The sequence below is a fragment of the Umezawaea sp. genome, from assembly GCF_036375055.1.
Classification (GTDB): domain Bacteria; phylum Actinomycetota; class Actinomycetes; order Mycobacteriales; family Pseudonocardiaceae; genus Umezawaea.
Genome location: NZ_DASUSQ010000002.1, coordinates 81,060 through 106,618, shown reverse-complemented (window position 1 = coordinate 106,618; position 25,559 = coordinate 81,060). Strand labels below are relative to the sequence as shown.

Below are 25,559 nucleotides of genomic sequence, written 5' to 3'. Positions count from 1 at the left end.
CGCGGGGTCAGCTCTCGAAGTTCGGCATCGCGGCGCGGGCGTTGTCGCTGCGGCCCTTGGGCAGCTCCCACTCCTCCTGCCTGCCCAACGCGGTCAGGTCCAGGTAGTAGTACGACCCGCCGGTCGCCTCGGTGCCGCGGGCGAACGTCGAGTACGTGTGGAACACCCGGTCGCCGTCGCGGAGGAAGAAGCTCTGACCTGGTGCTTCGCCGGGGGTGGCGTCCTCGACCGGGCTGTAGTTGTACTCGGCCGGGGCGACGGACGGGTCGAGGGTGACGTGGAAGTCGTAGTTGAAGTCGCTGCGGAACGACGAGTACCAGGGGAACGTCCAGCCCTTCTTCGCCTGGTAGGCCTCGATCTTCGCCAGCGGCGCGCGGGAGACGAAAGCCATCGACGTGTCGCGGACGGCCAAGTGCCTGACCAGGCCGTCGGACACCTCGTCGGCCCCCGCGCTGCACGACGAGCAGCCCTCGTCCCAGCTCGGGTCGAACATGAAGTGGCCCAGCACGAGTTGGCGGCGGCCCTCGAACATGTCGAGCAGGCGGACCTCGCCGGACGGGCCGTCGAAGACGTAGTCCTCGTCGACCAGGACCATCGGGAGCGAGCGGCGTTCGGCGTTCAGCTCGTCACGGGCCCTCGTGGCGGCCTTCTCCTTGACCAGGAGCGCCTTGCGGGCCTCCAACCACTCCGAACGGGACACGACCTCGGGCAGGCTCATGGGAATCTCCTCTCGTCACAGGGGTAGACCTCCCGAGGACCGGACAATCATCGGTGTGGATGCGATCGAGCACGTGGCGGCCCTGTCCAGCGGGCCGCCGATGGACCCGGACCTGCGCGTCGACCTGCACTTCCACCCCGACCGCGCGCTCGCGGAGATCGTGCGCGACGGCGTGTACCGGTCGCAGTTCGAGACGGGCACGAGCAACGGCGGGTTGACGGCGCATCCGGGTGGGGACCGGTGGCGGTGGGAGAGCAGGCTGTTCGGCGGCGTGTACGACGAGGCGCCCGCCGCCCGGCGACCGAAGTACGGGGCGCTCAACCACCGGCGTCGGCCGGAGGGCGGGGCGATCCGGTTCGGGTCGGCGCACCTCCGGCTCACGGCGGACACGCTGACGCGCACGACGTTCTGCTACCCCGACAGCGTGTTCGAGCCGGTCCACTTCGGCGTGGCGGAACGGATGTCGTTGATCGAACTGGTCGAGGCGGACGACCGGGACCTGCTCGACGACTACGTCGAAGCCCACGTCCACGGTCCGGTGCGCGTCGACCGGGACGTGGAGGCGATCGTGCTCGACCCGTGCTTCCGGGGCACGGCCGTCGAGGACCTGGCGGGCGAACTGCCGTGCGCGGTCGAGTGGCACCGCGGGTTCCGCCTGCCCGTTCGGGACCTGACGGCCGACTACCGGGGCGCGGAGGTCGTCGAACTCGGCAGGAGGCTGGCGGTGGACGGGTTCCTCGACGCGCGGATCATCGGGCGTGCGCGCGGCCACGAGCACCCGCGGCTGGTGAAGATGCTGTGGCACCACGTGGCCCGGTTCGGGCTGGGCTAGAGCGCCGCGAGCTGCGCCCGGCCGTGCCGGGACAGCCACCTCTCGAACGTCATCAGCCCTGGGTGCAGCGCTCGCAGCGCCGGGACGTCGGCCCGGTCCGCCGCGGGGGAGTCGAACACGTCGGCGAGGCCGGGGTCGTGCTGCCTGATGATGTCCAGCGGGATCTGGTGGTAGGCGACGGGGTGGCCGAGCGCGCGGCCCAGGACCGTCGCGAGTTCACGGGGTGTGCGCTCGTCGCCCGCGATCGTCAGCGAGCGGCCCACGTAGGTCTCGGGGTCGCCGAACGCGAGCGCGGCGAACGCGCCGATGTCGTCCACGGCGATCATCTGGTACTTCGTGTCCGGGTCGAGGAGGTGCGTGAACGAGCCGTCCAGCACGTCCTTCGAGACGGCCAGGCCCTCCATGAACGTCGCCGGGCGCAGCACGGTCGCGGGCAGGCCGATGGCCGCGATGTGCCGTTCGACCTCCCACTTGCTGTCGAACGACGGCACGCCCGTGCGCGCGGAGGCCTCCACGAGCGACGCGTAGACCAGGTGCTCGACGCCCGCGGCCTTGGCCGCGTCCGCGACCGCGCGGCCCCAGCGCACCTCGGTCTCGGTGCCGTACCCCACCGGGGCTCCGGGGTCGTGCGGCGCGGGCTGCACGCTGAACGCGCCGTGCGCGCCGGTCATGGCCGCGACCAGCGACGACGGGTCGTCCATGTCGGCGGCCACGACCTCGGCACCGGCTTCGGCCAGTGCGCGGGCCGCCGGACCTGTGGTGTTCCGGGTGAGGGCGCGGACGTGCCACCCGCCCGCGAGGAGGTGGGCCGCTGTCGCGCCGCCCTGCTTGCCGGTCGCCCCGACCACCACGACGGTCTCGCCCAAAACTGCCTCCAAGGCCGGACTGTTTCGTCCCATACTATCTAGTACGGGACGAAACGGGTCAGGGCGCGGGAGGAGCGGTGCTGTGCCGCACGACCAGCGTCGTGGCCAGCTCGATCCGCCGGTGCTCAGGCTTCTCGCCGCGCGCCAGCGTGATCGCCAGCCTCGTGCCCGCGGAGGCCATGTCCTGCAACGGCTGCCGCACGGTGGTGAGCGGCGGGCCGACCCACTCGGCCAGCGGCAGGTCGTCGAAGCCGACCACGCTGAGGTCCTGCGGCACCCGCAGGCCTGCGGCGCGCGCCGCCTCGTACACGCCGAGCGCCTGGAGGTCGCTGCCCGCGAAGATCGCGGTAGGACGGTCGGGTCGGGACAGCAGCACGGTCGCCTGCTTGAAGCCCGACTCGACGTGGAAGTCGCCGTACCGCACCAGGTCGGGGTCGACGGTCAGGCCCGCGGTCTCCATCGCGGCGCGGTAACCGTCCACTCTGGCCCGACTGCACAGCACGCGCTCCGGGCCGCCGATCATGCCGATCCGGGTGTGCCCCAGTTCGAGCAGGTGGCGGGTGGCGGTGAGGCCGCCGTTCCAGTTCGTCGCGCCGATCGACGGGGTCTCCGGACCCGGTTCGCCGACCGGGTCGACCACGACGACCGGGATGTCACGGGCACGCAGCTTCGCGAGCTGCGTCGCGCTCAGGTCGGAGAACACCGCGATCACACCGAGCGGTCTGCGCGCGATCACGCTCTCCAACCAGCCGTGACCGGGAGTCAGCCTGCCCTGCGACTCGGACATCACCACGGCGAGCCCGTGCTCGCGGGCGACCTGCTCGGCGCCCCGGATGATCTCCAACGCCCACGCGCTCTCCAGCTCGTGGAACATCAGTTCGACCAGGGTGGACCGACGCGACCTGTCGTCGCCCCTGCGCTGGTACCCGTGGCGCCGGATGATCGCCTCGACGCGTTCCCGCGTGTGGGCGGCGACATCCGTGCGGCCGTTCATCACCTTCGAAACTGTCGGTACCGACACGCCAGCCTCTGTTGCGATGTCGGCGATGGTGATCTTTCCCGACACGGGCCCGCCGGCTGCGGAGGGCTCGGCTTTCGCTGACATGCCGGCAGTCTACGTCAGCAGACTGCCGGCCCGAAACTATCGACAGTTATTTGCCGAATCCGGCAGTCAGGCCGCTGAGCAGGTAACGCCTGCCGATCAGGTACACCACGAAGATCGGCATCACCGACAGCGTGACCGCGGCCAGCAGCGCGGGCACGTTGGTGCCGAACTGGCCCTGGAAGTTCCACAGCCCGAGCGTGAGCACGCGGCTCGACTCCGACTGCGTCAGCACGAGCGGGAACAGGAACCCGTTCCACGCGTTGAGCGCGGTGTAGACGACGACGGTCACGATGGCGGGCCTGGCCAGCGGCAGCACCAGGTACCGGAGCACGCCGAACGCGCTCGCCCCGTCGATCGTCTGCGCCTCGTACAGCTCCTTGGGCACGTCGCGGAGGCTGTTGGTCAGCACGAGCGTCGCCACCGGCAGCGCGAACGCCGCCGTCGGCAGGATGATCGCGGTGAGGCTGTCGTACAGGTTCAGCCTGGTGATCAGCAGGTAGACCGGGATGATCGTGGCCTGCGCGGGGATCGCCAGCCCGGCCAGCAGCAGGGTGAACCCGCGCTGCACGAGCTTGCTGCGGCTCCGCGCGACCGCGTAGGCCGCGGGAACCCCGAGCAGCACCACGATCGCGACCGTCGCCGCGGTGACGACGACGTTGTTGAACAGGTAGCCGCCGAACCCTCCACCCAGGACGGTCCGGTAGTTGTCCAGCGTCGGGTCCGACGGTGGCTTGAGCGGGCTGGAGGTCAGGTAGTCGGCCCGGCCGCGCAGGCTCGCCGCGACCATGAAGTACAGCGGTCCCACGACGAGGACGAGCCACACCAGCGCCGACGCCCCCGCGGGCCAGTTGCGCTTCACGCGCCCTCCTGCTGACTGGTCATGGACCGGAAGCCGGTCACCCGCATCACGAGCAGCGACAACCCGGTCCCGACGACGACGAGCAGCACGGCCATGGTGCTGGCGTAACCCATCTCGAACCCGCTGAAGCCGGTGATGTACATGTGCAGCGGCGCGATCCGGGACGCGGTGCCCGGTCCGCCGTTGGTGAGGATCAGCACGGTGTCGAACGTGGTCAGCGACCCGACGATCATGAGGATCGACGACGTGATGATCGTGTAGCGGAGCTGCGGCAGCGTGATGTGGAAGAACTGCCGCACCCGTCCCGCGCCGTCGATGGTGGCGGCCTCGTACAGCGTCTTCGGGATCGCCCGTGCCGCGCCCTGGTAGAGCAGCGTGTGGAACGGCACGTACTGCCAGGTGATCACGAACGCCACCGTGTACAGCACGATGGACGGGTTGCCGAGGAACTGGACGTCGCCGAGCGGTCCGCCGAGCGACTGGAGCACGCCGAAGTTCGGGTCGAGCATCACCTGCCACAGCAGGGCGATGGCGGCCGTGGACAGCAGCAGCGGCAGGAAGAAGATGGAGCTGAGCACCGCGCGGGAGCGCTGGCGGCCCGCGGCCCAGACGCCGATCAGCAGTGCGATCGGCGTCTGGACCAGCCACGAGACCACCATGAGGATCGCGGTGCGACCCACGGCGTCGTACGCCTGACCGTCGTCGGCCAGCCGCGCCCAGTTGTCCACCCCGTTCGGTTGCGGTGTGCCCAGCCCGTCCCACGACGTGAAGCTCAGCACCACGACGAGGACCATGGGCAGTGCCGCGAACAGCGCGAAGAACGCGAAAGCGGGTGCGGCGTACCAGAACGAAGGTCGTTGGTGCATCGTCAGCCCGCCGCCAGCGCGTCGACGAAGGCCTGCGGGGACGTCTTGCCCAGGAACAGCTCCTGCAACTGGGTCAGCATCTTGGTCGACTGGTCCGCGGTCAGGTCCTGGTCCCAGGAGAGCTGGAACACCGACGCCTTCTCGACCAGCTCGTAGATCCACGTGGTGTACTCGGAGTTCGCCGCCTTCGCGAGCTTGTCCTTCACCCCGGTCACCGCGGGCACGTCACCGGCGTCGATCAGCGACTGCACGTACTTCTCGTCGTTCAGCGCGGTCGCGACGTACTTCTTGGACGCGTCGAGCGTCTTCGACGCGGACGTGACCGAGTAGTAGTTGGACGCGTTGCCCACCACGGTGTCCGGCTTGCCCTTGCCACCCGGCAGCGTCGGGAACGGCACCCAGCCCAGCTTGCCGTTCTTCACGAAGTCCGGGCTCTGGCCGAGCTGGTTCACGTACTCCCACGATCCCATCAGGTGCATGGCCGCCTTGCCCTGCGCGAGGATGGTCGACGCGCCGCCCACGTCGTAGCCGACGGAAGCGTAGTTGGTGCCGAAGCCGCCGCGGTCGACGAGCTCCTTCACCTTGGTGGCGGCTTCGAGGACCGCGGGGTCCTTCCAGCCCGCCGGGCCGTTGTCCCTGATGTTCTTGAACACGTCGGCCCCGCCGATCCGGTCGAGCAGGTACTCGATCCACATCAGCTCGGTCCACGCCTGCGAGCCCGCCAGCGCGATCGGCTGCACGCCCGCCGCCTTGAACTTGTCCACGAGGGCCAGCAGTTCGTCCCAGGTGGTCGGTGGCGTGGCGCCCGCTGCGGAGAAGACGTCCTTGTTGTAGAAGAGGACGACCGGCTGCATACCGCGCATGGGGAGGCCGTAGTACTTGCCGTTGATCTTCGCGCCGTCCAGGACGCTGGGCAGGAACGCGCTCTTGAGGGAGGGGTTCTCGTCCAGCAGCGGGGTCAGGTCGGCGATCTTGTCGGCGTCGACGTACTCCTTGAGGTTGCCGCCGCCCCAGTTGAAGAAGACGTCCGGTGCGTTGGGCGAGCCGATCGCGACCCGCAGCTTCTGCTTGTACGGGTCGTTGCCGAAGGTCTCCAGCGTGCCCCCGGAACCCTCGACCGACGTCTTCTCGATCGGGTTGAGCACCGGGTCCTGCAAGGCCCACACCTTGAAGGAGCCGCCACCGCCGCTTCCCGCCGCGGGGCCCGAGGTACCGCACGCGGCTACCGCGGCGACCATCGCGACCATGGTGATCAGGGCGTGTGTTCTAGACCGGCGGAACATGCGACCGCCTTCCTCTCTGCCACGGTGCCGAGTTCGAAACATTTCGAAACCTGTTCGACTTGCGCAGACAGTAGGGCTACGCCAATAGGGTGTCAAGGGTCACTTTCGTGGCCCATTTGAGCCGTTCTCCCAGCTCATTGTGTTTCGAAGTGTTTCCGATAGTATCGGTCACAATTCAGGAACTTGCGTTGAGGAGGAGTTGGAGTGCATCCCGATTCCCGCACCACCGGAGCGGCGTGGGCCGATCCGAGCCGTCCCGTCGACGAGCGGGTCGACCTGCTGCTCGCCGACATGACGGTCGAGGAGAAGCTCGCCCAGTTGGTCGGGGTCTGGGTGGGGGTGTCCCCCGACGCCGCGGAGGTGGCCCCCGCCCAGCACGAGTTCTCCGAGCCGCTGCCGGAGTGGTCCGAGCTGACCAAACCCGGTCTCGGGCAGCTCACCCGCGTCTTCGGCACGAGCCCGCTCGACCCGGCCGTCGGCGCCAGGGTCCTGGCCGACACCCAGCGCAGGCTGGTGGAGGGCAGCAGGCTCGGCATCCCCGCGATGGCGCACGAGGAGTGCCTGTCCGGCTTCACCGCCTGGCAGGCGACCGTGTTCCCCATCCCGCTGGCGTGGGGGGCGACGTTCGACCCCGACGTGGTCGAGCGGATGGCCACCGCGATCGGCGAGCAGCTCCGCGGCATCGGCGTGCACCAGGGCCTCGCGCCGGTGCTCGACGTGACCCGCGACCCCCGCTGGGGGCGCACCGAGGAGACGATCGGCGAGGACCCGTACCTGGTCGGGCTGCTCGGCGCCGCCTACACCCGCGGCCTGGAGTCGACCGGGGTCGTGGCCACGCTCAAGCACTTCGCGGGCTACTCGGCGTCGCGGTCGGGCCGCAACCACGCCCCCGTCTCGATGGGGCCGCGCGAGTTCGCCGACGTGGTGCTGACGCCGTTCGAGATGGCGCTGCGGCTCGGCGGGGCCCGGTCGGTCATGCACTCCTACGCCGACGTCGACGGCGTGCCGCCCGCGGCGAACCCGATGCTGCTGACCGAGCTGCTGCGCGGCACGTGGGGCTTCGACGGGGTCGTGGTGGCCGACTACTTCGGCGTCTCGTTCCTGGAGAGCGCCCACGGCGTCGCGTCCTCACCCGGTCACGCCGCCGCGCTGGCGCTCGCGGCCGGTGTCGACGTCGAGCTGCCGACCGTCCGCTGCTTCGGCGACCCCCTCCTCGACCTCGTCCGCAACGGCGACGTGTCCGAGGAGCTGGTCGACCGCGCGGTCGCCCGCGTGCTGCGGCAGAAGTGCGAACTCGGCCTCCTGGACGCCGACTGGGCGCCCACCCCGGCGCCCGAGTCGATCGACCTTGACCCGCCCGCGATGCGCGACCTCGCCAGGACGATGGCGGAGCGGTCGGTGGTGCTGCTGGACAACAACCGCAACACCCTGCCGCTGGCGGCCCCGCGCCGCATCGCCGTCGTCGGTCCGTGCGCGGACGACGTGCTCACGCTGATGGGCTGCTACTCGTTCCCCAGCCACGTGGGCGTGCAGCACCCGGAGGTGCCGATCGGCGTCGAGATCCTCACCGTGCTGGAGGCGATCCGCGAGGAGTTCCCCGACACGGAGGTCGTGCACGCGCAGGGCTGCGCGGTCGACGGGGACGACCTCGGCGGCCTGGCCGAGGCGATCCGGGTCGTCCGCGACGCGGACGTGTGCGTCGCCGTGCTCGGCGACCGCGCCGGTTTGTTCGGCCGCGGCACGTCCGGCGAGGGCTGCGACGCGGAGGACCTGACGCTGCCCGGCGTGCAGAGCGACCTGCTCACGGCGCTGCTGGAACTGGACGTGCCGGTGGTGGCGGTCATGGTCGCGGGCAGGCCGTACGCGCTCGGCGAGTTCCGCGGCGCGGCGGCGACCCTCCAGACGTTCTTCCCCGGTGAGGAGGGCGCGGGCGCCATCGCGGGCGTGCTCAGCGGGCGGGTCAACCCGTCCGGCAAGCTGCCCGTGCAGGTGCCGAACGGGTCGGGCGGGCAGCCGTCGACCTACCTGCACCCCAAGCTCGGCGGGCCCGGCGGGGTCAGCTCGGTCGACCCGACGCCGCGCTTCCCGTTCGGCCACGGCCTGTCCTACACCGCGTTCACCTACCGCAGGCTGGAGCTGTCCCGCGACACCGTGCCCATCGACGGCGAGGTGGAGGTCTCCTGCGTCGTGCAGAACACCGGTCTGCGCGCGGGCGCCGAGGTCGTGCAGCTCTACCTGCACGACCCGGTGGCCTCGGTGACCAGGCCGGTGCGGCAGCTCGTGGGCTTCACCCGCGTCGAGCTGGAGGCGGGCGAGTCCGTGCGCGTGACGTTCACGGTCCACGCGGACCGCACCTCGTTCACCGGCGTCTCGGGTCGGCGGATCGTGGAGCCCGGCGTGGTCGACGTGCACGTCGGCGCGTCGAGCGAGGACACCCGCCTGTCGGGCAGCTTCTGCGTCGTCGGGTCGCCGCGCGAGGTCGGGTACGACCGCGTGCTCACGACCCCGGTGGCACTCGGCTAGCCGCGCGGTCGGCGTCGGCGGTCCGGCGCTGGGACCGGTAGAGGGCGGATGCCCGGCGCCACGCGTCGTGCGCCTCCCCGGTGCGGCCCAGCGCCGAGTACGGGTGGCCGAGGCGGTCCAGCGTCTCGGCCGCGCTGTGCGGTGCGTCGAGCTCGGCGTGCAGCGCCAGGGCTTCGAGGTAGTGCTCGACGGCGTCGGCGTGCCTGCCGTCCTCGTGCGCCACGATGCCCAGCGCGTCCAGCGCTCCCGCCACGCCGTGGCGGTTGCCGTGCGAGCGGGCCAGTGCCAGCGCCGTCGTGCAGTGCCGCCGGGCCCCGTCGAGGTCGCCGAGCCGCGCCGTGGCGGACCCGGCCGCGGTGAGCGCCACGGACTCCCACACGCGGTCGCCGACGGCCCGGAAGAGCCGCACGGCGTCGAACGCCTGCTCCAGGGCACGACCGCGGTCGGAGCGCAGGAACCACGTCGCCGCGAGGCACAGCCGCACGTGGCCCTCGAACCGCCGGTCCCCGGCCTGCTCCAGCGCCCGTTCCAGGTGAGCCAGCGACTCGTCCAGCTCGCCGACCAGCGAGCAGGCGTGCCCGAGGAGCTGGTGCGCCACCGCGAGCGCGTGCGGGTCGCCGAGCCTCCGCGCGGCGTCCAGCCCCCGCCGCCAGGCGTCGACCTGGTGCCCGTGGTGGGCGCGGCGGAGGTGGAACGGGTGCAGCGCCCACACCAGGTGCCACGCCGCGAGGTCGTCGTCGGTGGCGCGCAGCGCGGCGAGCAGGTTCTCGTGCTCGGCGTCGAACCAGCGCAGCGCGGCCGTGTCGTCGGCGAAGGAACCCACGGGGGCCAGCGGGATCGGCGCGGGTTCCGGGTCCAGCGGGAGCCGGGCCGCACCGGCGGTGCGGGTGTGGTGGTCGAGCAGCCGCGCCAGCGCCGCGGGCCGGTCCGGGTCGGGCAGGTCGGCCGCGTACCGCCGGACCAGGTCGTGCATCCGGTACCGGCCGGGGGAGCCTGCTGTGAGCAGCGACACCCGTTCCAGCGCCCGCAGGACGTGCTCCGGCCGCCCGGTCGCCGCCACCGCGGCGTCGACCCCGATGTCCGGTCCCGGCAGGCCGCCCAGCAGCCGGAACGCCGACGCCTCCTCCGGTGGCAGCGCCCGGTAGGACCAGGACAGCACGGTCGACAGGTCGCCGTGGTCGGCGCGCTCCAACGGGAAACCGGGGTGCGCCAGGGCCCGTCCGGCGACGAGCGCCAGCGCCAGGGGCAGGCCGCCGCACCACGCCAGCAGGTCGGCGTCCGGGACCCGCTGCGTGCCCAGCCGCCGGGCCACCAGCGCGCGGGAGTCCACGTCGGACAGCACGTCCAGGTGCACCGGCTTCGCCCCGTGCGCCGTGACGAGCCCGTCCAGCCGGTCGCGACTGGTGACCACGACGGTGCACGCCGACGTGCCGGGCAGCAGCGGCACGACCTGGGCGGCGTCCCGCGCGTTGTCCAGCACCACCAGCATCCGCCGGTCCGCCAGCAGGCTCCGGTACAGGCCCGCCCTCGACCCGGCGTCCGGCGGCACCGCGGAGGCGGGGACGCCGAGCGCGTCCAGGAAGCCGCGCAGCGCCGTGTCCGGGTCCAGCGGCTCGCCCGTCGGGTCGAACCCGCGCAGGTTCGCGAACAGCTGCCCGTCGGGGAAGCCCTGCCCGTGCGCCCAGCGCAGCGCCAGCCACGTCTTGCCCACCCCGCCGGTCCCGGTGATCAGCAGCAGCGGGGCGCCGGGGTCCAGCGCGGCCAGTTCGGCGGCCCGACCGGTGAACTCGGCGGGTGGCGCGGGCAGTTGGCGCGGCACGGGTTCGCTCAGCCGCGGATCCGCGGCGAGGACGCGCCGGTGCAGGTCGGTCAGGTGCGGGCCGGGGCTGACGCCCAGCTCGTCCGCCAGCCGTGCCCGCGTCCGGCGGAGCTGGTCGAGCGCGTCGGCCTGGCGGCCCGCGCGGTAGAGCGCCGTGGCCAGTTGCGCGACCAGCCGCTCGTCGAGCGGGTTGCGCTCCACGCGGCTCGTCAGCGGTGCGATCAGCGCGGCGTGGTCGCCGCGGCGCAGGCCGAGGTCGGCGCGGTCGAGGTCGACGGCGTGCCGCTCCCGCTCCAGCTCCGCCCGCACCCCGGTCAGCCAGGGCGTGTCCAGGCCCTCGAACGGCTCGCCGCGCCACAGGGCGTCGGCCCGCGCGTAGAGCACCTCCGCGTCCTGGTCCGGAGCCGTGCGGGCCAGGCGGACGAGCGAGCGGAACCGGTGCAGGTCAACGGTTTCCGGGTCGACGTCCACCACGTAGCCGCCCGACCGGTGGGTGATCGGGACGCCGGGGAGCGCGCGGCGCAGCCGGGTGAGGTAGGTGTGCAGGGTGCCGCGCACCCGCTGCGGGGGCCGGTCGCCCCAGACGCGGTCGACCACCAGGTCGACCGGCACGACCACGCCCGGCCGCACCAGCAGCGCGGCCAACACGCACCGCTGCCTCGCCGGACCGACGTCGAGCCGGGCACCCTCGCGCCACGCCTCCACCCCACCGAGCACCCGGAACTCCACAGATCCCCCTGAGCAGCGGGTTCAAGCGTTCGTCCAGAATTATCCCCGGTCCGCCGCGCACCGTGGCCCTCATGGGGAAACGCGTGGGGAAGTTTCGGGACCGGGCCGCCGAGGCGGCGTTCTTCGAGGCCTACCGGGAGGCGCTGACGCCGCCCGAGGAGGTCCACGACGTGCCGACGTCGTTCGGCACCACCAGGGTCTACCGGTACGGGCCGTCCGAGGGGGCGCCGATCGTGCTGCTGCACGGGCTCAACTCGACCTCGGCGCCGTGGAAGCCGTTCCTGGGGGCCTTCACCGGGGCGGGCCCGGTGTACGCCGTGGACTCGCTGGGCGAGGCGGGCGGCAGCGTGCAGACGGTGCCGTTCCGCTCCGCGGCCGACCGTGCCCGCGCGCTCGACGAGGTGCTCGCGGGGCTGGGGTTGAGCGGGGTGCACGTGGTCGGGGCGTCCGAGGGCGGCTGGCTGGGGACGAGGCTGGTCGTGCACGCGCCGGACCGCGTGGCGACGCTGAGCCTGCTGGAGCCGACGACCGTGACGTCGCGGTACTCACCGGGGGTGATGTGGCGGGGGCTGCTCGCCGGGGTGACGCGGTCGGAACGGCTCGTGCGGCGGATGCTGGTGTTCACGATGGGACGGGACCTGCTCGACCGGCCGGACGTGCGGGTGGTCCTGCTCGGCGTGAAGGCCTACCGGTCGAGGCTGCCGTTGCTCGTGCCGCTCCCGTCGGAGGAACTGCGGGCGGTGCGGGTGCCCGTGCTGGCGGTGTTCGGGGCGCGGAACGTCGTGCACGACGCCGTGTCGGCCGCCACCCGGTTGGGGGAACTGGTGCCGCACGCCGTGGTCGAGGTGTGGCCGGACGTGGGGCACGACCTGGGGCAGTTCGACGACACCCGGCCGATCACCGATCGGGTGCTGGGGTTCGTGCGGGAGCACGACTCCTGACTTTGTCGGTGCCCGTCGCTATGGTCCGGACGACCTGGTCAGGACTACCGGAGGACACCATGAGCTACGTGACCGGCGTGCAGCCCAACGGCACGCCCACCTGGATCGACCTGGGCATACCCGACCTGGAGCGGGCGAAGGAGTTCTACGGGTCCCTGTTCGGCTGGGAGTTCGCCTCGGCCGGGCCCGAGGCCGGGTACTACACGACGGCCCTGCTCGACGGGCGGCGCGTGGCCGCGCTCGCGCCGAACGAGGGGGAGACCGAGTTCTGGTGGAACGTGTACTTCGCGGCCGACGACTGCGACTCGGCGGCCAAGAGGGTCGTCGAGTCGGGTGGCCGGGTCACCGTCGAGCCGGTGGACGTGATGACGCAGGGGCGGATGGCGATCGCGATCGACCCGACGGGGGCGCGGTTCGGGCTGTGGCAGGGGCGCGACCACATCGGGTGCGAGGTGGTGAACGAGCCGAACTCGCTGGTGCGCAACGACCTCGCCACCCCGTCGCCCGAGCCCGCGCGGGAGTTCTACTCGTCGGTGTTCGGGTTCGCGCTGGACCGCAACGAGGACATGCCGGACTTCGACTTCACGTTCCTGCGCAGGCCGGACGGCCACGAGGTCGCCGGGATCTTCGGCAACCCCGAGGCCACGAGATCCCGGTGGGCCACGACGTTCGAGGTCGCGGACACCGACGAGGCCGTGGCGCGGGCCGTCGCCGGAGGCGGTGGGGCGGGGGAGGCGAGCGACATGCTCTACGGCCGCATCGCGACCCTCACCGACCCGTTCGGCACGGAGTTCTCGGTGATCACCAGGGCCTGACCGGTATTCTGCGGGCGGCTCCTCGACCAGTGCAGCCGACCCCGCGCGCGTGCCAGGCGGAACCACCGCCCCCCCGCGAGCGGGCCCTACCGCGGATTCGAGGAGTCGTTGTGGTGAAGCACGTGTCCAGTTCGCCCGTTCGAGACCTGCTGGCCCTGGTCGACCGGCCGGAGGTGATCTCGTTCGCGGGCGGGCTTCCCGCGCCGGAGCTGTTCGACCTCGACGGGGTGCGGGCGGCGTTCCACCAGGCGCTGTGCGAGCCGGTCGGTCGGCGCAACCTCCAGTACGCGCCGACCGAGGGCAACGCCGACCTGCGCGAGCTGGTGGCCGCCCGCATGACCGGCCGAGGCCTGCCCACCACCGCGGCCGACCTGCTGGTCACGACCGGGTCGCAGCAGGCGTTGACGCTGGTGGCGACCGCGCTGCTGGAGCCGGGCGCCGTCGTCGCCGTGGAGGAGCCCACGTACCTGGCCGCGCTCCAGTGCTTCCGGACGGCGGGGGCCAGGGTCGTGCTCGTCGCCGGCGACGAGCACGGCATGGTCCCCGAAGCGCTGGAGGAGGTCATCAGGGCGGAGTCGCCCTCACTGGTGTACCTGGTGCCCACGTTCGCCAACCCGACCGGCCGCACGCTGCCCGCCGAGCGCCGGACCGCCATCGCCGCGCTGGCGTCGGCCCACGGGCTGTGGGTCGTGGAGGACGACCCGTACGGCGAACTCCGGTACCGCGGGGAGCCCCTGCTCCCGCTGGCCGCGGGGGCGCCGGAACAGGTCGTCCACCTGGGCAGCTTCTCCAAGGTGGGCGCTCCGGGGCTCCGGCTGGGCTGGCTGCGCGCGCCCGCGACCCTGCTGCGCACGCTGGTGATCGTGAAGCAGGCCGCCGACCTGCACACGTCGACCGTCGACCAGGCCGCCGCCGCGATCTACCTGGCCGCCACCGACCTGGACGCCCACATCACCGGTCTCCGAACCGCCTACCGCGCCCGGCGCGACGCCATGGTCGCCGCCCTGCCCGCCGCCACCCCGCCCGGCACGACGTGGACCGACCCGGACGGCGGCATGTTCGTGTGGGTGACCCTGCCGGGTGAGGCCGACACCGCCGACCTGCTCAAGGCCGCCCTGGCCCACGACGTCGCCTACGTCCCCGGCGCGGCCTTCTACGCGACCACCCCGAACCACGCCACCCTGCGCCTGTCCTTCACCACCAACAGCCCGACCGTGATCACCACCGGCATCGCCCGCCTGGGGGAGGTGCTCCGCGGCTGACCGCGCCACCCGAGGGGCGCGGGTCGGGTGCCACGCGGCTCGGGCAGCGGTGCGGGCCGTCCAACCTCGCGCCGCCACCCACCGCGGCCACCCGACGGGCTCTGCTGGGGTGTCCCGTCGACGGACGGGAGCCCAGCGGGTCCAGCGGTGCGGCGTCCTACCCGCGTCGCTCACCGGGTGCCGTGTCCCGTCGACGGCGGGAGTCTCGCGGGCGGTCCCGTGGTGCGAGGCGTTCGACTTCGCGCCGCTCACCGGGTGCCGCGGGTGGTGTGTCCTGTCGCTGCGCGGGAGTTTCGCGGGCGGGGCCGGTGGTGCGGGGCGTTGGACTTCGTGCCGCTCACCGGGTGCTGCGGGTGGTGTGTCCTGTTGCTGGGCGGGAGTTTCGCGGGCGGGGCCGGTGGTGCGGGGCGTCCTACTCCGCGCCGCTCACCGGGTGCCGCGGGTGCCGTGCCCCGTCGGCGGGCGGGAACCTCACCGGCGGGTCCAGCGGTGCCACCAGCGGACCGGGGGCGGGGGCGGTGGTGGCACCGGGACCGCGGCGGGGGTCGGGCGGCGGGTCTCCTCCTGCCAGCGCTCCACCGTCCGGTCCGCGTTCACCGGAGCCAGCGGCACCCGCGGCCCGTCACCGAAGCGCAGCCAGTCCACGATCCGGTGGTTCAGGTCGGCCACCAACTCGCGCACCTCCGCCTCGGTCCTCAGACCGCGCACGGTGCCGGGCAGCGCCTCCACCTCCTTGCGCAGCAGCAGCGGGGTGGGGAGCAGGACGTCGCTCGGCAGGCCTTCCCGCCGCAGGTAGTCCTTGAGCCACCACTGCTCCTCGACGGGCCCCTGGACACCCGGCAGCGGTTTGCCCGCGCCGGGCAGGTCGTCGAACTCGCCCCGGTCGGTGGCTTCGCGGATCTGCCGGTCGACCCACGACTCGAAGGTCACGTCGGCGGGCTTTCGCTCGGTCACCCCTCCGATTGTGCCTGAACCGCCGTGAACGGTCCCGGAGCCGCGACCTCCCGACCAGTGTGTTCGCCGCCGAACCGGCGGGTCGAGCCGAACGGTTACCCTCCTCCGGTGACGGAAACGGATACCCCAGCCCCCACCGAGTCCCGACGGCTTGCGGTCGTGCTGAGCATCGCGGTGGCCGTGCTCGTGCTCGACCAGGCGTCGAAGTACTGGGCCGAATCCGCCCTCACCGGCAAGGCGCCGATCCCGCTGCTCGGCGAGTTCCTCCAGCTCCGCCTGCTCTACAACCCCGGAGCCGCGTTCTCCATCGGCAGCGGCTCGACCTGGGTCTTCACGATCCTCGCCGCCGTCGCCGTGGTGGTCCTCGCCCGCCTGGCCACCCAGCCCCAGCCGCGGCTGCGGGCCGTCGCGCTCGCGCTGCTGCTGGGCGGCGCGTTCACCCACCTGCTCGACCGCCTGTTCCGCGACCCCGGCTTCGCCCGCGGCCACGTCGTCGACTTCATCGACTACAACGGCTGGTTCGTCGGCAACATCGCCGACATCGCGCTCTTCTGCGGCGCGGTCCTCTTCGTCGTCCTCACGTTCCTGCACGACCGCGCGACCGCGGAGAGGTGACCGGGCGCGCGGAGCCGGTGCAGGGGGCTCCGCGCGCCCGGTCGTCCTCACCGGTCTAGCTGAACGGGTCGAGCGTGAGGTAGGCCTGCGCCGGGTTGCCGTCGTGGACGAGCGACTCGTGCGCGCCGACGTCGTCGAAGGCGAAGCCGTACGCCTTGCCGTCGACCATCTGGGCGTGGATCTTCTTGGAGTACTGGTTGGTCACGCCGTCCTGGTAGAAGCCCGAGTTGTTCGCGTCGGGCTGGTTGGGGTTGGACAGCAGCGTCGAGCGGTTGTACCCGGCGCACAGGGTGCGCGAGATCGGGCCGCGCACCTGGTCGTTCGGGGCGTCCAGGAGCTTGTAGCACCCGAAGATGCTGTCCGAGTCGGGCTTCTGGAACGACGTGACGACCTGGCCGGCGCTGTTGGTGAAGTTCATGGTGTTGCCCGAGACCCGGCCGAAGTACTTGAGGTTCGGCTGGTTGCCGAACGGCGTGACGGTGAGCGTGGAGGACGAGTACTTCGTCCACACCCGGTTCACGTAGTCGCTCAGCACGTTGGCGGGCAGCGCGCCCGCCTCGATGCCGTGGCCGGGGGCCAGCGCGCGGACGATCGTGCCGTCCGACCGGGTCCGGATCAGGTTCGCCCAGCCGCCGGGCTGGTTGCGCAGGGAGTTGAAGAAGGCGGTGTAGCCGCCGGGCTTCAACTTGCCGGTGGTCCTGGTCGCGCCGCTCGCGGGCCGCACGCCGACGTTGTAGGGCGCCGAGACGAAGTCGACCTGGGTGCTGTTCAGCCAGATGCCCGAGTCGTTCAGGGTGTACTCGGACCAGTTGAACAGGATGTTCGCGTTCGGGTCGGACGGGTTCTGCACGGCGGGCTGCACGAGGCCGCCCGTGGTCAGCTTGAAGACCAGCTTCTGGCCGTAGGAGAAGTAGACCCGGCCGGAGAACTTCGGCATCCGGATCGTCTTCGACTGCCCCTGCGCGGGCCCCGCGATCGACGCGTCCGGCGCGGCGGTCGGCGGGTTGCCCCCGGCGGGCCACGGGTGGAACCCGCCGTTCGCGTCCGCCCAGCCCTGGCGCCCGGTCGAGAGCTCCGTGCCCAGGTTGTAGATGTAGACCGCGTCGCCGCGACCCGAGTTGTTGGTGATCGTGAGCGGGATGGTGGCGGGAACGGCCTCGGCCGCGGTCGCCAGGGCGGTCATTCCGGACGCGGCGGTTGCCACGGCCGCTACCAGCGAGAACACCTTGCGTTTGACGTGCACCGGCTGTCTCCTCCTCAGGATGGAGTTGTGAGAGCGCTCTCACAGAGTTGCGCGGCAACCGGTGTCGTGTCAACGGCTGATCACGCCGACAAAGCGGACAGGTTTCCCGGATGAGCGGTTGTTGCTTAACCGATAACGGCGATAGCATGTTAATCGGCACCGATGAGGAGGTGGCCCGTGCTCGCCGTGCTGCTGTTGGGAGCCTCGTTGCTCACACCGGTCGCGAACGCTCCGGTCGACCACCACGAGTGGCGCTCCGCGGCCTTCGCGCAGGGCGTCTCCGAAGGGGTGCGCCCCGCGTCGGGCGGCCTGGTCGTCGACCGGCCGATCGGTCGCGAGGCGGGCTACGACTACGCCCGGTGGACGTCGCCGGTCCACCCCACGCGCTTCGGCGCGACGCAGATCGTCCCGTCCTGGAACGCCGACACCCCGGCGGGGACGTGGATCCGGGTCGACCTCCGCGGCCCGGGGACCGACTGGTACGTCATGGGGCGCTGGGCCTACGGCGACTCCGACATCGAGCGCACGTCCGTGCCGGGGCAGTCCGACGAGCACGGGTACGTCGACGTCGACACGTTCCAGGCGGCCGAGGGCCACGCCCAGCGCGAGTTCCAGCTCCGCGTCACGCTCTACCGCAAGGCGGGCACCCCGGTGACGCCGACGCTGTCGATGGTCGGCGCGATGGCGTCGGCCGTCCCCGACAGGTTCACCGTGCCCACCAGCGCGCCCGGCCCGGCCCGCGGCGTCGAGCTGCGCGTGCCGCGGTACTCGCAGAACCTGCACGCGGGCGGCGAGGCCTGGTGCAGCCCCACGTCCACGGCGATGGTGGTCGAGTACTGGGGCCGGGGGCCGAAGCCGGAGGAGCTGGACCCGAACCTGCCCGACCCCCGCGTCGAGCACGCCGCGGAGCACACCTACGACCTCGACTACGACGGCGCCGGGAACTGGCCGTTCAACACCGCGTACGCCGCGAGCTTCGGCCTGCGCGGCCACGTCACGCGGCTGCGGTCGCTCACCGAGCTGGAGCGGTACGTCGCCCGCGGCGTCCCGGTGATCACGTCCCAGTCGTTCCGCGAGGACGAGCTGGACGGCGCGGGCTACGGCACCGCGGGCCACATCATGGTCGTCATCGGCTTCACGAGGGCGGGCGACGTGATCGCCAACGACCCGGCGTCGAGTTCGAACGAGGCCGTGCGCCGCGTCTACCCGCGCGCCCAGTTCGAGACGATCTGGTTGCGCACCAAGCGCTACGCCGCCGACGGCTCGGTGGCGGGCGGGTCCGGCGGCATCGTGTACATCATCGAACCCGCTCGCTGAGCACCGTCCGGCGCGGGCGACCCCTCAGGTCGCCGCAGGCGGTCGGCCCGTGGCGTCGAGGTACTGCTTCGCCAGCCGCTTCGGCGCCCGCACCAGCCACGACTCGACGACCAGCTCCTCCAGTTCCGCCGAGCCGATCTCGTCGAGCCTGACCAGGACCATCGCGTAGCCGTCGAAGTGGGACGTGGTGAAGTAGACGTCCGGCGCGTCGGCCAGCAGCGCCTCCTTCACGCCCGGGTCCGCCACCCGTGCGCCCAGCACCGGCCCGGACGGCGCGTCCGCTCCCAGTTCCAGCAGGTCGGCCTTGCGCAACGGGCGCTCGCAGACGAACCCCTTGCCCTTCACCCGCCAGTCGCGCGGCGACCGCTCCTCCGCCTCCGGCAGCGCCATCGCGATCCGGTGTACCTCGTCCCAGGTGGCCACGTCAGCACTGTAGGACGCGGCGGGCGTTCCGGCCCCGCGAACGGGAACCCCGTCCGCGGGGTCATCCGGTGGCAACGCGCGGCGCGTAGCCTGCACGTCCTCGGCGAGGAGGCGCTCATGCCAGGTCGGAAGCACCCGTCCGTGCTGATCACGCGGTTGGTCAGCGAGCGCCCCGGCAGCTCGCAGGCCGCGATCCTGGCCGAGCTGCGCCGCTGCCTGCTCGACGGCGGCGTCCCGCCCGGCACGCCGATCCCGCTGGACGAGGTCGCGGCGGTGTTCGGCGTCAGCCGCATCCCCGTGCGCGAGTCGCTGAAGACGCTGATCGGCGAGGGGCTGGTGGAGCACCGGCCCAACCTCGGCTACACGGTCGCCAAGCTGACGGCCCGCGAACTGCACGAGCTGTACCTCGTGCGCGGGGTGCTGGAGGCGGCGGCGCTGAGCGCGGCGGTCGCCGCCGCGACCGCGCGGGACGACGACACCGCGCGGGCGGCGCACCGGAACCTGGAGGAGGCGGTGCGGGCCGGGGACGTCCAGGCCTACCACCGCGAGAGCCGCAGCTTCCACCTCGCGCTGGTCGCCCCCTGCGGGATGCTCCGGCTGCTCGGCATGTTCGAGGCCGCCTGGAACGTCACCGAGCCGTTGCGCCCCATGGCGCACGTGCCGGAGGCGGAACGCGCCCAGCTCCACAGCGACCACGACGCCATGCTCGCCGCGTTCGTGGCGCGGGACGGGAAGGCGCTCCTGGACGCCGCGCAGGCCCACCACCGGCGGCTCCAGTCCTCGCTGGAGCTGCTGCCGAGGCACACCGGGCTGTTCGCCGAACCGGACTAGGACGGCCGGAACCCCTGCCGTGGCAGAATATATGTTTCGCGTGATGGTTGCGTAACATCGCGCTCCTAGTTTTACCTGGCGTAGCCGTGATGGACTGGCGAGCCGGGAGTGATCATGACCGAGATCGTGCCGCACGCGGAGGAACTCCTCCCACCCGACCCCGGCGGCGACGCCAGTTCCGTGACCGGGGTCGTGAAGCCGAGCTACGACCCGCGCCTGGCGAACGAGGACCTGGTCCCGCTGGAGAAGCAGACCTGGGGCTCCTACAACATCTTCGCCTTCTGGATGTCCGATGTGCACAGCGTCGGCGGCTACATCACGGCGGGCAGCCTGTTCATGCTCGGCCTGAACAGCTGGCAGGTGCTGGTGTCCCTGCTGATCGGCATCGGCATCGTCCACTTCTTCTGCAACCTGGTCGCGAAGCCGAGCCAGGTCACCGGCGTCCCGTACCCGGTCATCTGCCGCAGCGTGTTCGGCGTGCGCGGCGCGAACATCCCCGCCGTCATCCGCGGCCTGATCGCCGTCGCCTGGTACGGCATCCAGACCTACCTGGCCTCCGCCGCGCTGGAGGTGGCGCTGCTCAAGCTGTTCCCCGGCCTCATGCCCTACGCGAACGTGCAGGAGTACGGCCTGCTCGGCCTGCCGCTGCTCGGCTGGGCCTGCTTCACCGTGCTGTGGATCCTCCAGGCGGCGGTGTTCTGGACCGGCATGGAGAGCATCCGCAAGTTCATCGACTTCTGCGGTCCGGCCGTCTACGTCGTCATGTTCCTGCTCACCGGCTACCTGCTGCACCGGGCGGGCTGGGACTCGATCGACCTGAACCTCGGCGAGGTCCAGCACACCGGGATGCAGGCCGTGCCGGTCATGCTCGGCGCCATCGCCCTGGTCGTCTCCTACTTCTCCGGCCCCATGCTGAACTTCGGCGACTTCTCCCGCTACGGCAGGACGTTCGCCGCCGTCAAGCGCGGCAACTTCCTCGGCCTCCCGGTGAACTTCCTGGTGTTCTCCATCCTCGTGGTGGTCACCGCGTCGCTGACGGTCCCGGTCTTCGGCGAGCTGATCATCGACCCGGTCCAGACGGTCGCCAGGATCGACAGCACGCTCGCCATCGTCCTGGGCGCGCTCACCTTCACCATCGCCACGATCGGCATCAACATCGTCGCGAACTTCATCTCCCCGGCGTTCGACTTCTCCAACGTCAGCCCCCAGAGGATCTCCTGGCGGGCGGGCGGCATGATCGCCGCGGTCGGCTCCGTGCTGATCACCCCGTGGAACCTCTACAACAGCCCCGACGTCATCCACTACACCCTGGAGACGCTGGGCGCGTTCATCGGCCCGCTGTTCGGCGTCCTGATCGCCGACTACTACCTGGTGCGCAGGCAGGAGGTGGACGTGGACGACCTGTTCACCATGTCCACCGCCGGCAGCTACTGGTACAGCAAGGGGTTCAACCCGCCCGCGGTCGTCGCGACGGTGGTCGGCGCGGCCGTCGCCATGGTCCCGGTCCTGTGGACCACCGGCCCCGGCATGAAGGGCGCGGCCCCGTACACCTGGTTCATCGGCATGGCCCTCGGCTTCGCCGTCCACGCCGTCCTCTCGCGCAGGCGGTGACCGTGCGCATCAAGGTCGTCAACCCCAACACCAGCGCCGCGATGACCCGCGGCATCCACGGCGCGGCACTGGCGGTGGCCGCGCCGGGCACGACGATCGAGTCGACCAGCCCGGCGATGGGCCCGGCCTCGATCGAGAGCCACTACGACGAGGCCCTCAGCGTTCCGGGCGTCCTCGCCGAGGTGGCCGAGGGCGAACGGTCCGGAGTGGACGGTTACGTCCTGGCCTGCTTCGGCGACCCCGGCCTGGACGCGGCGCGGGAACTGGCCGCGGGCCCGGTCGTGGGCATCGCGGAGGCCGCCATGCGCACGGCCACCTACCTCGGGCGCACCTTCACCGTGGTGACCACCCTGGCGAGGACCCGCGGCCGGGCCTGGGACCTGGTGGAGCGCTACGGCGTCACCAAGTTCTGCGCGGGCGTGCACGACGTCGACATCCCGGTGCTGGAGCTGGACCAGGACCCGGACACCCTGGAGAAGCTCACCGAGGCCTGCGCGTCCGCGCTGGCACGGGACGGGGCGGACGCCGTCGTGCTCGGCTGCGCGGGCATGGCGGACCTCTGCGCGGACCTCACCAAGGCGCTGGGCGCACCCGTCGTCGACGGGGTCAGGGCCGCGACGCTCCAGGTCCAGTCCCTGGTCGCCATGGCCCTGACCACCAACAAGCACGGCGAGTACGCCGCACCGCTGCCGAAGGCCTACTCCGGGCTGCTGCACCCCTTCACCACGTCACCCGGCTGATCCCGGCCGCACCACGACGGACACCACACGGGCCTGCCCGCGCTTCCACGAGGTGCTCACCGCCACGTACCGCGCGGACGCGCCGACCACCGCGGTCGCCCTGCGACCCCGCCCGAGAGCCGCGGCGGGGTCGTAGGCGCGTCCGTCCACGCTCGTCGCCACAGTCGCCGCGGGCACCGCCCCGGCGGTCCAGGTCACCACGACCTCCCCGACCGCGGCCACGGCACCGAGGTCCACCACCACCCGCCCACCGGGGCCGGGCGTCCACGACGTCCGCGGGTCGTCGTCGACCGCCGCGCCGGGATCGGACATCCCGGCGGGCAGGGGAGCGGACGGGAACGTCACCCGACCCGCGGCCAGGTCCGCCAGCGGGTACGGCCGCCCGCTGGGGAACACGACCTCGACACCGGGCACCACCGGCAGCTCCACGCCGCCGGTCTGCGCGACCAGCAGCATCGCCGCGGGCCCGGTCACCCGCACCCGCTGCCCGTCGAGCACCGCCACGGTGACCCCCGCCGGCACGGCCCCGCCCCCGATCCGCCGCACCGTGAACCGGGGCGCCTCGACCCGAGCCGACCCGGCCTCCAGCACCACGTCGTGGTCCGTGCCGACCGCGGTGGTGCGCTGAACCCCCTGGTACACCTTGACCGCCGTGCGCGACTGCCGCACCGACACCACCCCGGTCACCCGCCGCGCGCCGAGGTTGAACAGGCTCAGGTACCCGTCGGCCGCGCTCGCCCGCACCCCGTCCGGGCACACCGGCGCTCCGGCGCCCGCGATGGCCGCGAGGTCCCGGTCGGCCCCGACGTACCCCTCCACCAGGAACCCGGCGGCGGGCCCGTCGGACAGCGTCACGGTCCCGCCCCGCACCGCGATCGGGGCCGGGGAACCGTGCACGACGAACCCGGCCCGCCCGTCCACGTCCAGCCACTTCCCGGTGCTGCGCAGGTCGTCGCGCGGATAGGTGGCCACCACGTCCCACACCACCCCGTCGGCGGAGGTCTCGACCCGGTACGCCTGCCCGGCGGCGGCCTCCCAGTGCAGCCGCACCCGGTCCACCGGCACCGCGGCCCCGAGGTCCACCGCGAACCAGCTGTCGGACCGGGGCCGGTCCGCCCGCGAGACCGCCCACCGCGTGCCCGCGTCCCCGTCCACCGCGAACCCCGGCTCGCGCCCGGTGTCCGACGAGGAGGCCGACGCCGCGCGCCCGCGGGCCAGGTCCGCGCCACCGCCGTCCCCCACCTCGAAGGAGTAGAGCGAATAGCCGTACACCGGGTGCGGCACCACCCCGACCATCCGCACGTGCCGCGCGGACGTCCGCGCGAACACCAGGTCGTCGCGGCGACCGACGCCCTCGGCGGCGCGCACGGTCGCACTGCCCTCGGCCGCGGTGAACACCCGGTCGCCGTCCAGACCGGGCACGCCCGGCATCGCCAGGTTGTGCACCGACACGCGGCCCTCGCCCTCGGCGACCCCGGAGGTCGCGTAGACGACCGTCCCGGTGGGCAGCGTCGCCATGCCCGCCCGTCCGCTGTCGAACGTCAACACGCTCGCGGTCGCGTCGAACCCGTCCCGGACCCCGGTGTAGGCCCTGGCGAACCGCTCCCGCACCGCCAGCGCGGTGGACGGCAGGAACATCGGCGTGGTCCCGCTGATCACGAACAGCCAGTCGTCGTGCGAGGGCTGCCAGGCGAACTTCACCAGCCCGGCCTTGCTCACCGTCCCGGCCCAGGCCCGTTCCGACTGCTGCGCCAGCAACCCCGGCCCGGCACCGAAGTCCGTCGCCCCGGCGGCGAACCGGAACAGCTCCGCCGACCCCACCGGCACCGGTCGCGGGCGCAACTCGTGCAGCAGGTAGGAGATGGCGATCTCCGCGCGCGCCTCGGGCTCGTACTTCGGCTCACCGGAGAACTTCGCCATCCGGTCCGCGGGCGGGTACGCCTGGTACGCCTCCAACCGCGCCGCCAGGTCCGCCTCGGCCCGCGCCGCGTACCGGTCGCCCAGCACCTGCGCCCGGAACGCCAGCGGGATGACGTCCCGCCCGTACAGGTGTTCCCGGTCGCGCACCATCGGCATCAGCGGCTCGCCCGCGTCGCTCATCGTGCCCAGGATCGTGCGCCACAGCCGTTCCCCGTTCGGCTGGGCGGTGATCACCTCGGGCAGCGGCCGTCCGGCGAGCAGGAAGTGGACGGCGTTGCGCGCCGACGTCCGCCACAGCTCCTCCTGGTAGTGCGGCCCGAACGACCCGTGGTTCTCCACCACGTACGTGTCGTGCAGGTTCGTCGCGGTGTTCGCGCTCACCGCCACCCCGTCGACCAGCGCGGGGTTCGCGAGGTCGGCCGCGGGCAGGCCCGCCATGTTCCGGCTCCACCGCCCGAACGCCGCCCGCCACGCCTCCGGCACGGTCGCCGCCCACGCCAGCCCCGGAGCGAGGGACTGCGCGTAGACGCCCATCTCCTCCAGCTTGGTGTCGCCCCGGTACCCGCCCGCCGGTCCGTTCGGCGTCCAGTCTCCGGACCGCGGGTCGTCGCCGGACCCGAGCGACGTCGTGTACTCGGCCTGGGCCCGTGCGATGGTGTCCACGGCCTCACGGGTGGCGGCGTCCAGGTCGTCCCACAGCAACCGCGCCGCCAGCACGAAGTACGACTGGAACGTCGTGTCCCAGAACAGGGTCTTGCCCCACTCGGTGCCGCCGACGAGCGCGTTCGACGCCGCGAAGTGCCGGATCGTCGCCACTGTCCGCGCCCGCAGCACGTCCCGCTCGACACCGGCGGTCCCCGCGTCGTAGGCACCCCTGGTCACCAGGACCGCGTTGCCCAGCACCACCGCGAACCCGAAGTCCGTCCGCCGGTAGTGCCCGGCGGTGGCGTCGAACTGCGTCTCCGACCACCGCGTGTGCCGCAGCAGCACCCGGTAGTAGGTGTCCGCCACCGGATCGGCTGCCGCGGGCGCGGCCCCCGCCCCGGACCCGTCCCACGCGGTGATCACGGCGCTCGCCCCGATCAGCCCCAGCAACCGCCGACGGTTGAGCAGGAATTCGCCCACACCAGCCCCCGCTCGTTGACAACGTTGTCGCCTGTTCGTGCGGCCATGGAACCACGCGACACCGTTCGCACAGGAGCTTTCTGTCCTGAACCGGTCAGGCCTTGCTCCTGATGGCGGCACCCACGCTGGTCTGCCAGGATGCTGTCCAATCGCGACGAAGGA

The 25,559-nt window shown here is 72.3% G+C and carries 21 protein-coding genes; 10 read left to right on the top strand and 11 right to left on the bottom strand.

Annotated features, from left to right (window positions below; translation table 11 throughout):
* Positions 1–7: 7 nt before the first annotated feature.
* A complete protein-coding gene (locus tag VFZ92_RS00560) occupies positions 8–718 on the bottom strand; it encodes a DUF899 domain-containing protein (protein ID WP_330873627.1) in 711 nt (236 codons plus the stop codon).
* Positions 719–818: 100 nt separating this feature from the next.
* Between VFZ92_RS00560 and VFZ92_RS00555 the strand changes: the two genes are divergently transcribed.
* On the top strand, positions 819–1,550 hold the full coding sequence (locus VFZ92_RS00555; RefSeq protein WP_414719771.1) for a DUF3626 domain-containing protein: 732 nt from the start codon (positions 819–821) through the stop codon (positions 1,548–1,550).
* On the opposite strand, the gene VFZ92_RS00550 is transcribed toward VFZ92_RS00555, so the two are convergent.
* From VFZ92_RS00550 to VFZ92_RS00530, 5 genes are read right to left on the bottom strand one after another with little or no spacing between them, the layout of a single operon-like run.
* A complete protein-coding gene (locus VFZ92_RS00550; RefSeq protein ID WP_330873626.1) occupies positions 1,547–2,428 on the bottom strand; it encodes an NmrA/HSCARG family protein in 882 nt (293 codons plus the stop codon). The two genes, VFZ92_RS00555 and VFZ92_RS00550, sit on opposite strands and share 4 nt — an antisense overlap.
* Before the next feature lie 46 nt (positions 2,429–2,474).
* Positions 2,475–3,521, bottom strand: a complete 1,047-nt coding sequence (locus VFZ92_RS00545) for a LacI family DNA-binding transcriptional regulator (protein WP_330873625.1) — start codon at positions 3,519–3,521, stop codon at positions 2,475–2,477.
* A gap of 46 nt (positions 3,522–3,567) precedes the next feature.
* The gene (locus VFZ92_RS00540; RefSeq protein ID WP_330873624.1) at positions 3,568–4,380 is read right to left on the bottom strand and encodes a carbohydrate ABC transporter permease; all 813 of its coding nucleotides are present in this window, start codon (positions 4,378–4,380) and stop codon (positions 3,568–3,570) included.
* On the bottom strand, positions 4,377–5,246 hold the full coding sequence (locus VFZ92_RS00535) for a sugar ABC transporter permease (protein ID WP_330873623.1): 870 nt from the start codon (positions 5,244–5,246) through the stop codon (positions 4,377–4,379). Before VFZ92_RS00535 ends, VFZ92_RS00540 begins: the two co-directional genes overlap by 4 nt.
* Positions 5,247–5,248: 2 nt before the next feature.
* Complete coding sequence (locus VFZ92_RS00530; RefSeq protein ID WP_330873622.1) at positions 5,249–6,484, bottom strand: extracellular solute-binding protein; 1,236 nt, start codon at positions 6,482–6,484, stop codon at positions 5,249–5,251.
* A 249-nt stretch (positions 6,485–6,733) separates the two neighbouring features.
* On the opposite strand from VFZ92_RS00530, the gene VFZ92_RS00525 reads away from it, so the two are divergent.
* Positions 6,734–9,052, top strand: coding sequence for a glycoside hydrolase family 3 N-terminal domain-containing protein (locus VFZ92_RS00525; RefSeq protein ID WP_330873621.1), 2,319 nt, complete (start codon positions 6,734–6,736; stop codon positions 9,050–9,052).
* On the opposite strand, the gene VFZ92_RS00520 is transcribed toward VFZ92_RS00525, so the two are convergent.
* Positions 9,027–11,588, bottom strand: a complete 2,562-nt coding sequence (locus VFZ92_RS00520; protein WP_330873620.1) for an AfsR/SARP family transcriptional regulator — start codon at positions 11,586–11,588, stop codon at positions 9,027–9,029. The genes VFZ92_RS00525 and VFZ92_RS00520 overlap by 26 nt on opposite strands.
* Before the next feature lie 83 nt (positions 11,589–11,671).
* Between VFZ92_RS00520 and VFZ92_RS00515 the strand changes: the two genes are divergently transcribed.
* The 3 genes from VFZ92_RS00515 (at position 11,672) to VFZ92_RS00505 (ending at position 14,618) form a co-directional block, all read left to right on the top strand.
* The gene (locus VFZ92_RS00515; RefSeq protein WP_330873619.1) at positions 11,672–12,541 is read left to right on the top strand and encodes an alpha/beta hydrolase; all 870 of its coding nucleotides are present in this window, start codon (positions 11,672–11,674) and stop codon (positions 12,539–12,541) included.
* Between the two features lie 59 nt (positions 12,542–12,600).
* Positions 12,601–13,356, top strand: a complete 756-nt coding sequence (locus VFZ92_RS00510) for a VOC family protein (protein WP_330873618.1) — start codon at positions 12,601–12,603, stop codon at positions 13,354–13,356.
* A 110-nt stretch (positions 13,357–13,466) separates the two neighbouring features.
* Positions 13,467–14,618 (top strand): PLP-dependent aminotransferase family protein, encoded by a 1,152-nt coding sequence (locus tag VFZ92_RS00505; RefSeq protein WP_330873617.1) that lies wholly within the window; start codon positions 13,467–13,469, stop codon positions 14,616–14,618.
* Between the two features lie 471 nt (positions 14,619–15,089).
* Here the strand turns inward: VFZ92_RS00505 and VFZ92_RS00500 are convergent, their stop codons facing one another.
* Complete coding sequence (locus tag VFZ92_RS00500) at positions 15,090–15,572, bottom strand: DUF1992 domain-containing protein (protein ID WP_330873616.1); 483 nt, start codon at positions 15,570–15,572, stop codon at positions 15,090–15,092.
* Positions 15,573–15,680: 108 nt separating this feature from the next.
* Between VFZ92_RS00500 and lspA the strand changes: the two genes are divergently transcribed.
* A complete protein-coding gene (gene lspA, locus VFZ92_RS00495) occupies positions 15,681–16,187 on the top strand; it encodes a signal peptidase II (RefSeq protein WP_330873615.1) in 507 nt (168 codons plus the stop codon).
* Between the two features lie 55 nt (positions 16,188–16,242).
* On the opposite strand, the gene VFZ92_RS00490 is transcribed toward lspA, so the two are convergent.
* Positions 16,243–17,430, bottom strand: coding sequence for a glycoside hydrolase family 64 protein (locus VFZ92_RS00490; protein ID WP_330873614.1), 1,188 nt, complete (start codon positions 17,428–17,430; stop codon positions 16,243–16,245).
* A 162-nt stretch (positions 17,431–17,592) separates the two neighbouring features.
* Between VFZ92_RS00490 and VFZ92_RS00485 the strand changes: the two genes are divergently transcribed.
* Positions 17,593–18,747 carry a peptidase C39 family protein gene (locus tag VFZ92_RS00485; RefSeq protein ID WP_330873613.1) on the top strand — a complete coding sequence of 385 codons (1,155 nt, stop codon included), beginning with the start codon at positions 17,593–17,595 and terminating at the stop codon, positions 18,745–18,747.
* A gap of 24 nt (positions 18,748–18,771) precedes the next feature.
* Here VFZ92_RS00485 and VFZ92_RS00480 read toward each other — a convergent pair whose 3' ends face one another.
* Positions 18,772–19,170, bottom strand: coding sequence for an MmcQ/YjbR family DNA-binding protein (locus tag VFZ92_RS00480; RefSeq protein WP_330873612.1), 399 nt, complete (start codon positions 19,168–19,170; stop codon positions 18,772–18,774).
* 117 nt (positions 19,171–19,287) lie between these two features.
* Here VFZ92_RS00480 and VFZ92_RS00475 point away from each other — a divergent pair, with 117 nt between their 5' ends.
* From VFZ92_RS00475 to VFZ92_RS00465, 3 genes are all read left to right on the top strand, one after another.
* Positions 19,288–20,001, top strand: a complete 714-nt coding sequence (locus tag VFZ92_RS00475; RefSeq protein WP_330873611.1) for a GntR family transcriptional regulator — start codon at positions 19,288–19,290, stop codon at positions 19,999–20,001.
* A gap of 114 nt (positions 20,002–20,115) precedes the next feature.
* Positions 20,116–21,612 (top strand): NCS1 family nucleobase:cation symporter-1, encoded by a 1,497-nt coding sequence (locus VFZ92_RS00470; protein ID WP_330873610.1) that lies wholly within the window; start codon positions 20,116–20,118, stop codon positions 21,610–21,612.
* Positions 21,609–22,352, top strand: a complete 744-nt coding sequence (locus tag VFZ92_RS00465; RefSeq protein WP_330873609.1) for an aspartate/glutamate racemase family protein — start codon at positions 21,609–21,611, stop codon at positions 22,350–22,352. Before VFZ92_RS00470 ends, VFZ92_RS00465 begins: the two co-directional genes overlap by 4 nt.
* On the opposite strand, the gene VFZ92_RS00460 is transcribed toward VFZ92_RS00465, so the two are convergent.
* A complete protein-coding gene (locus VFZ92_RS00460; RefSeq protein WP_330873608.1) occupies positions 22,341–25,397 on the bottom strand; it encodes a discoidin domain-containing protein in 3,057 nt (1,018 codons plus the stop codon). The two genes, VFZ92_RS00465 and VFZ92_RS00460, sit on opposite strands and share 12 nt — an antisense overlap.
* Positions 25,398–25,559 lie beyond the last annotated feature (162 nt).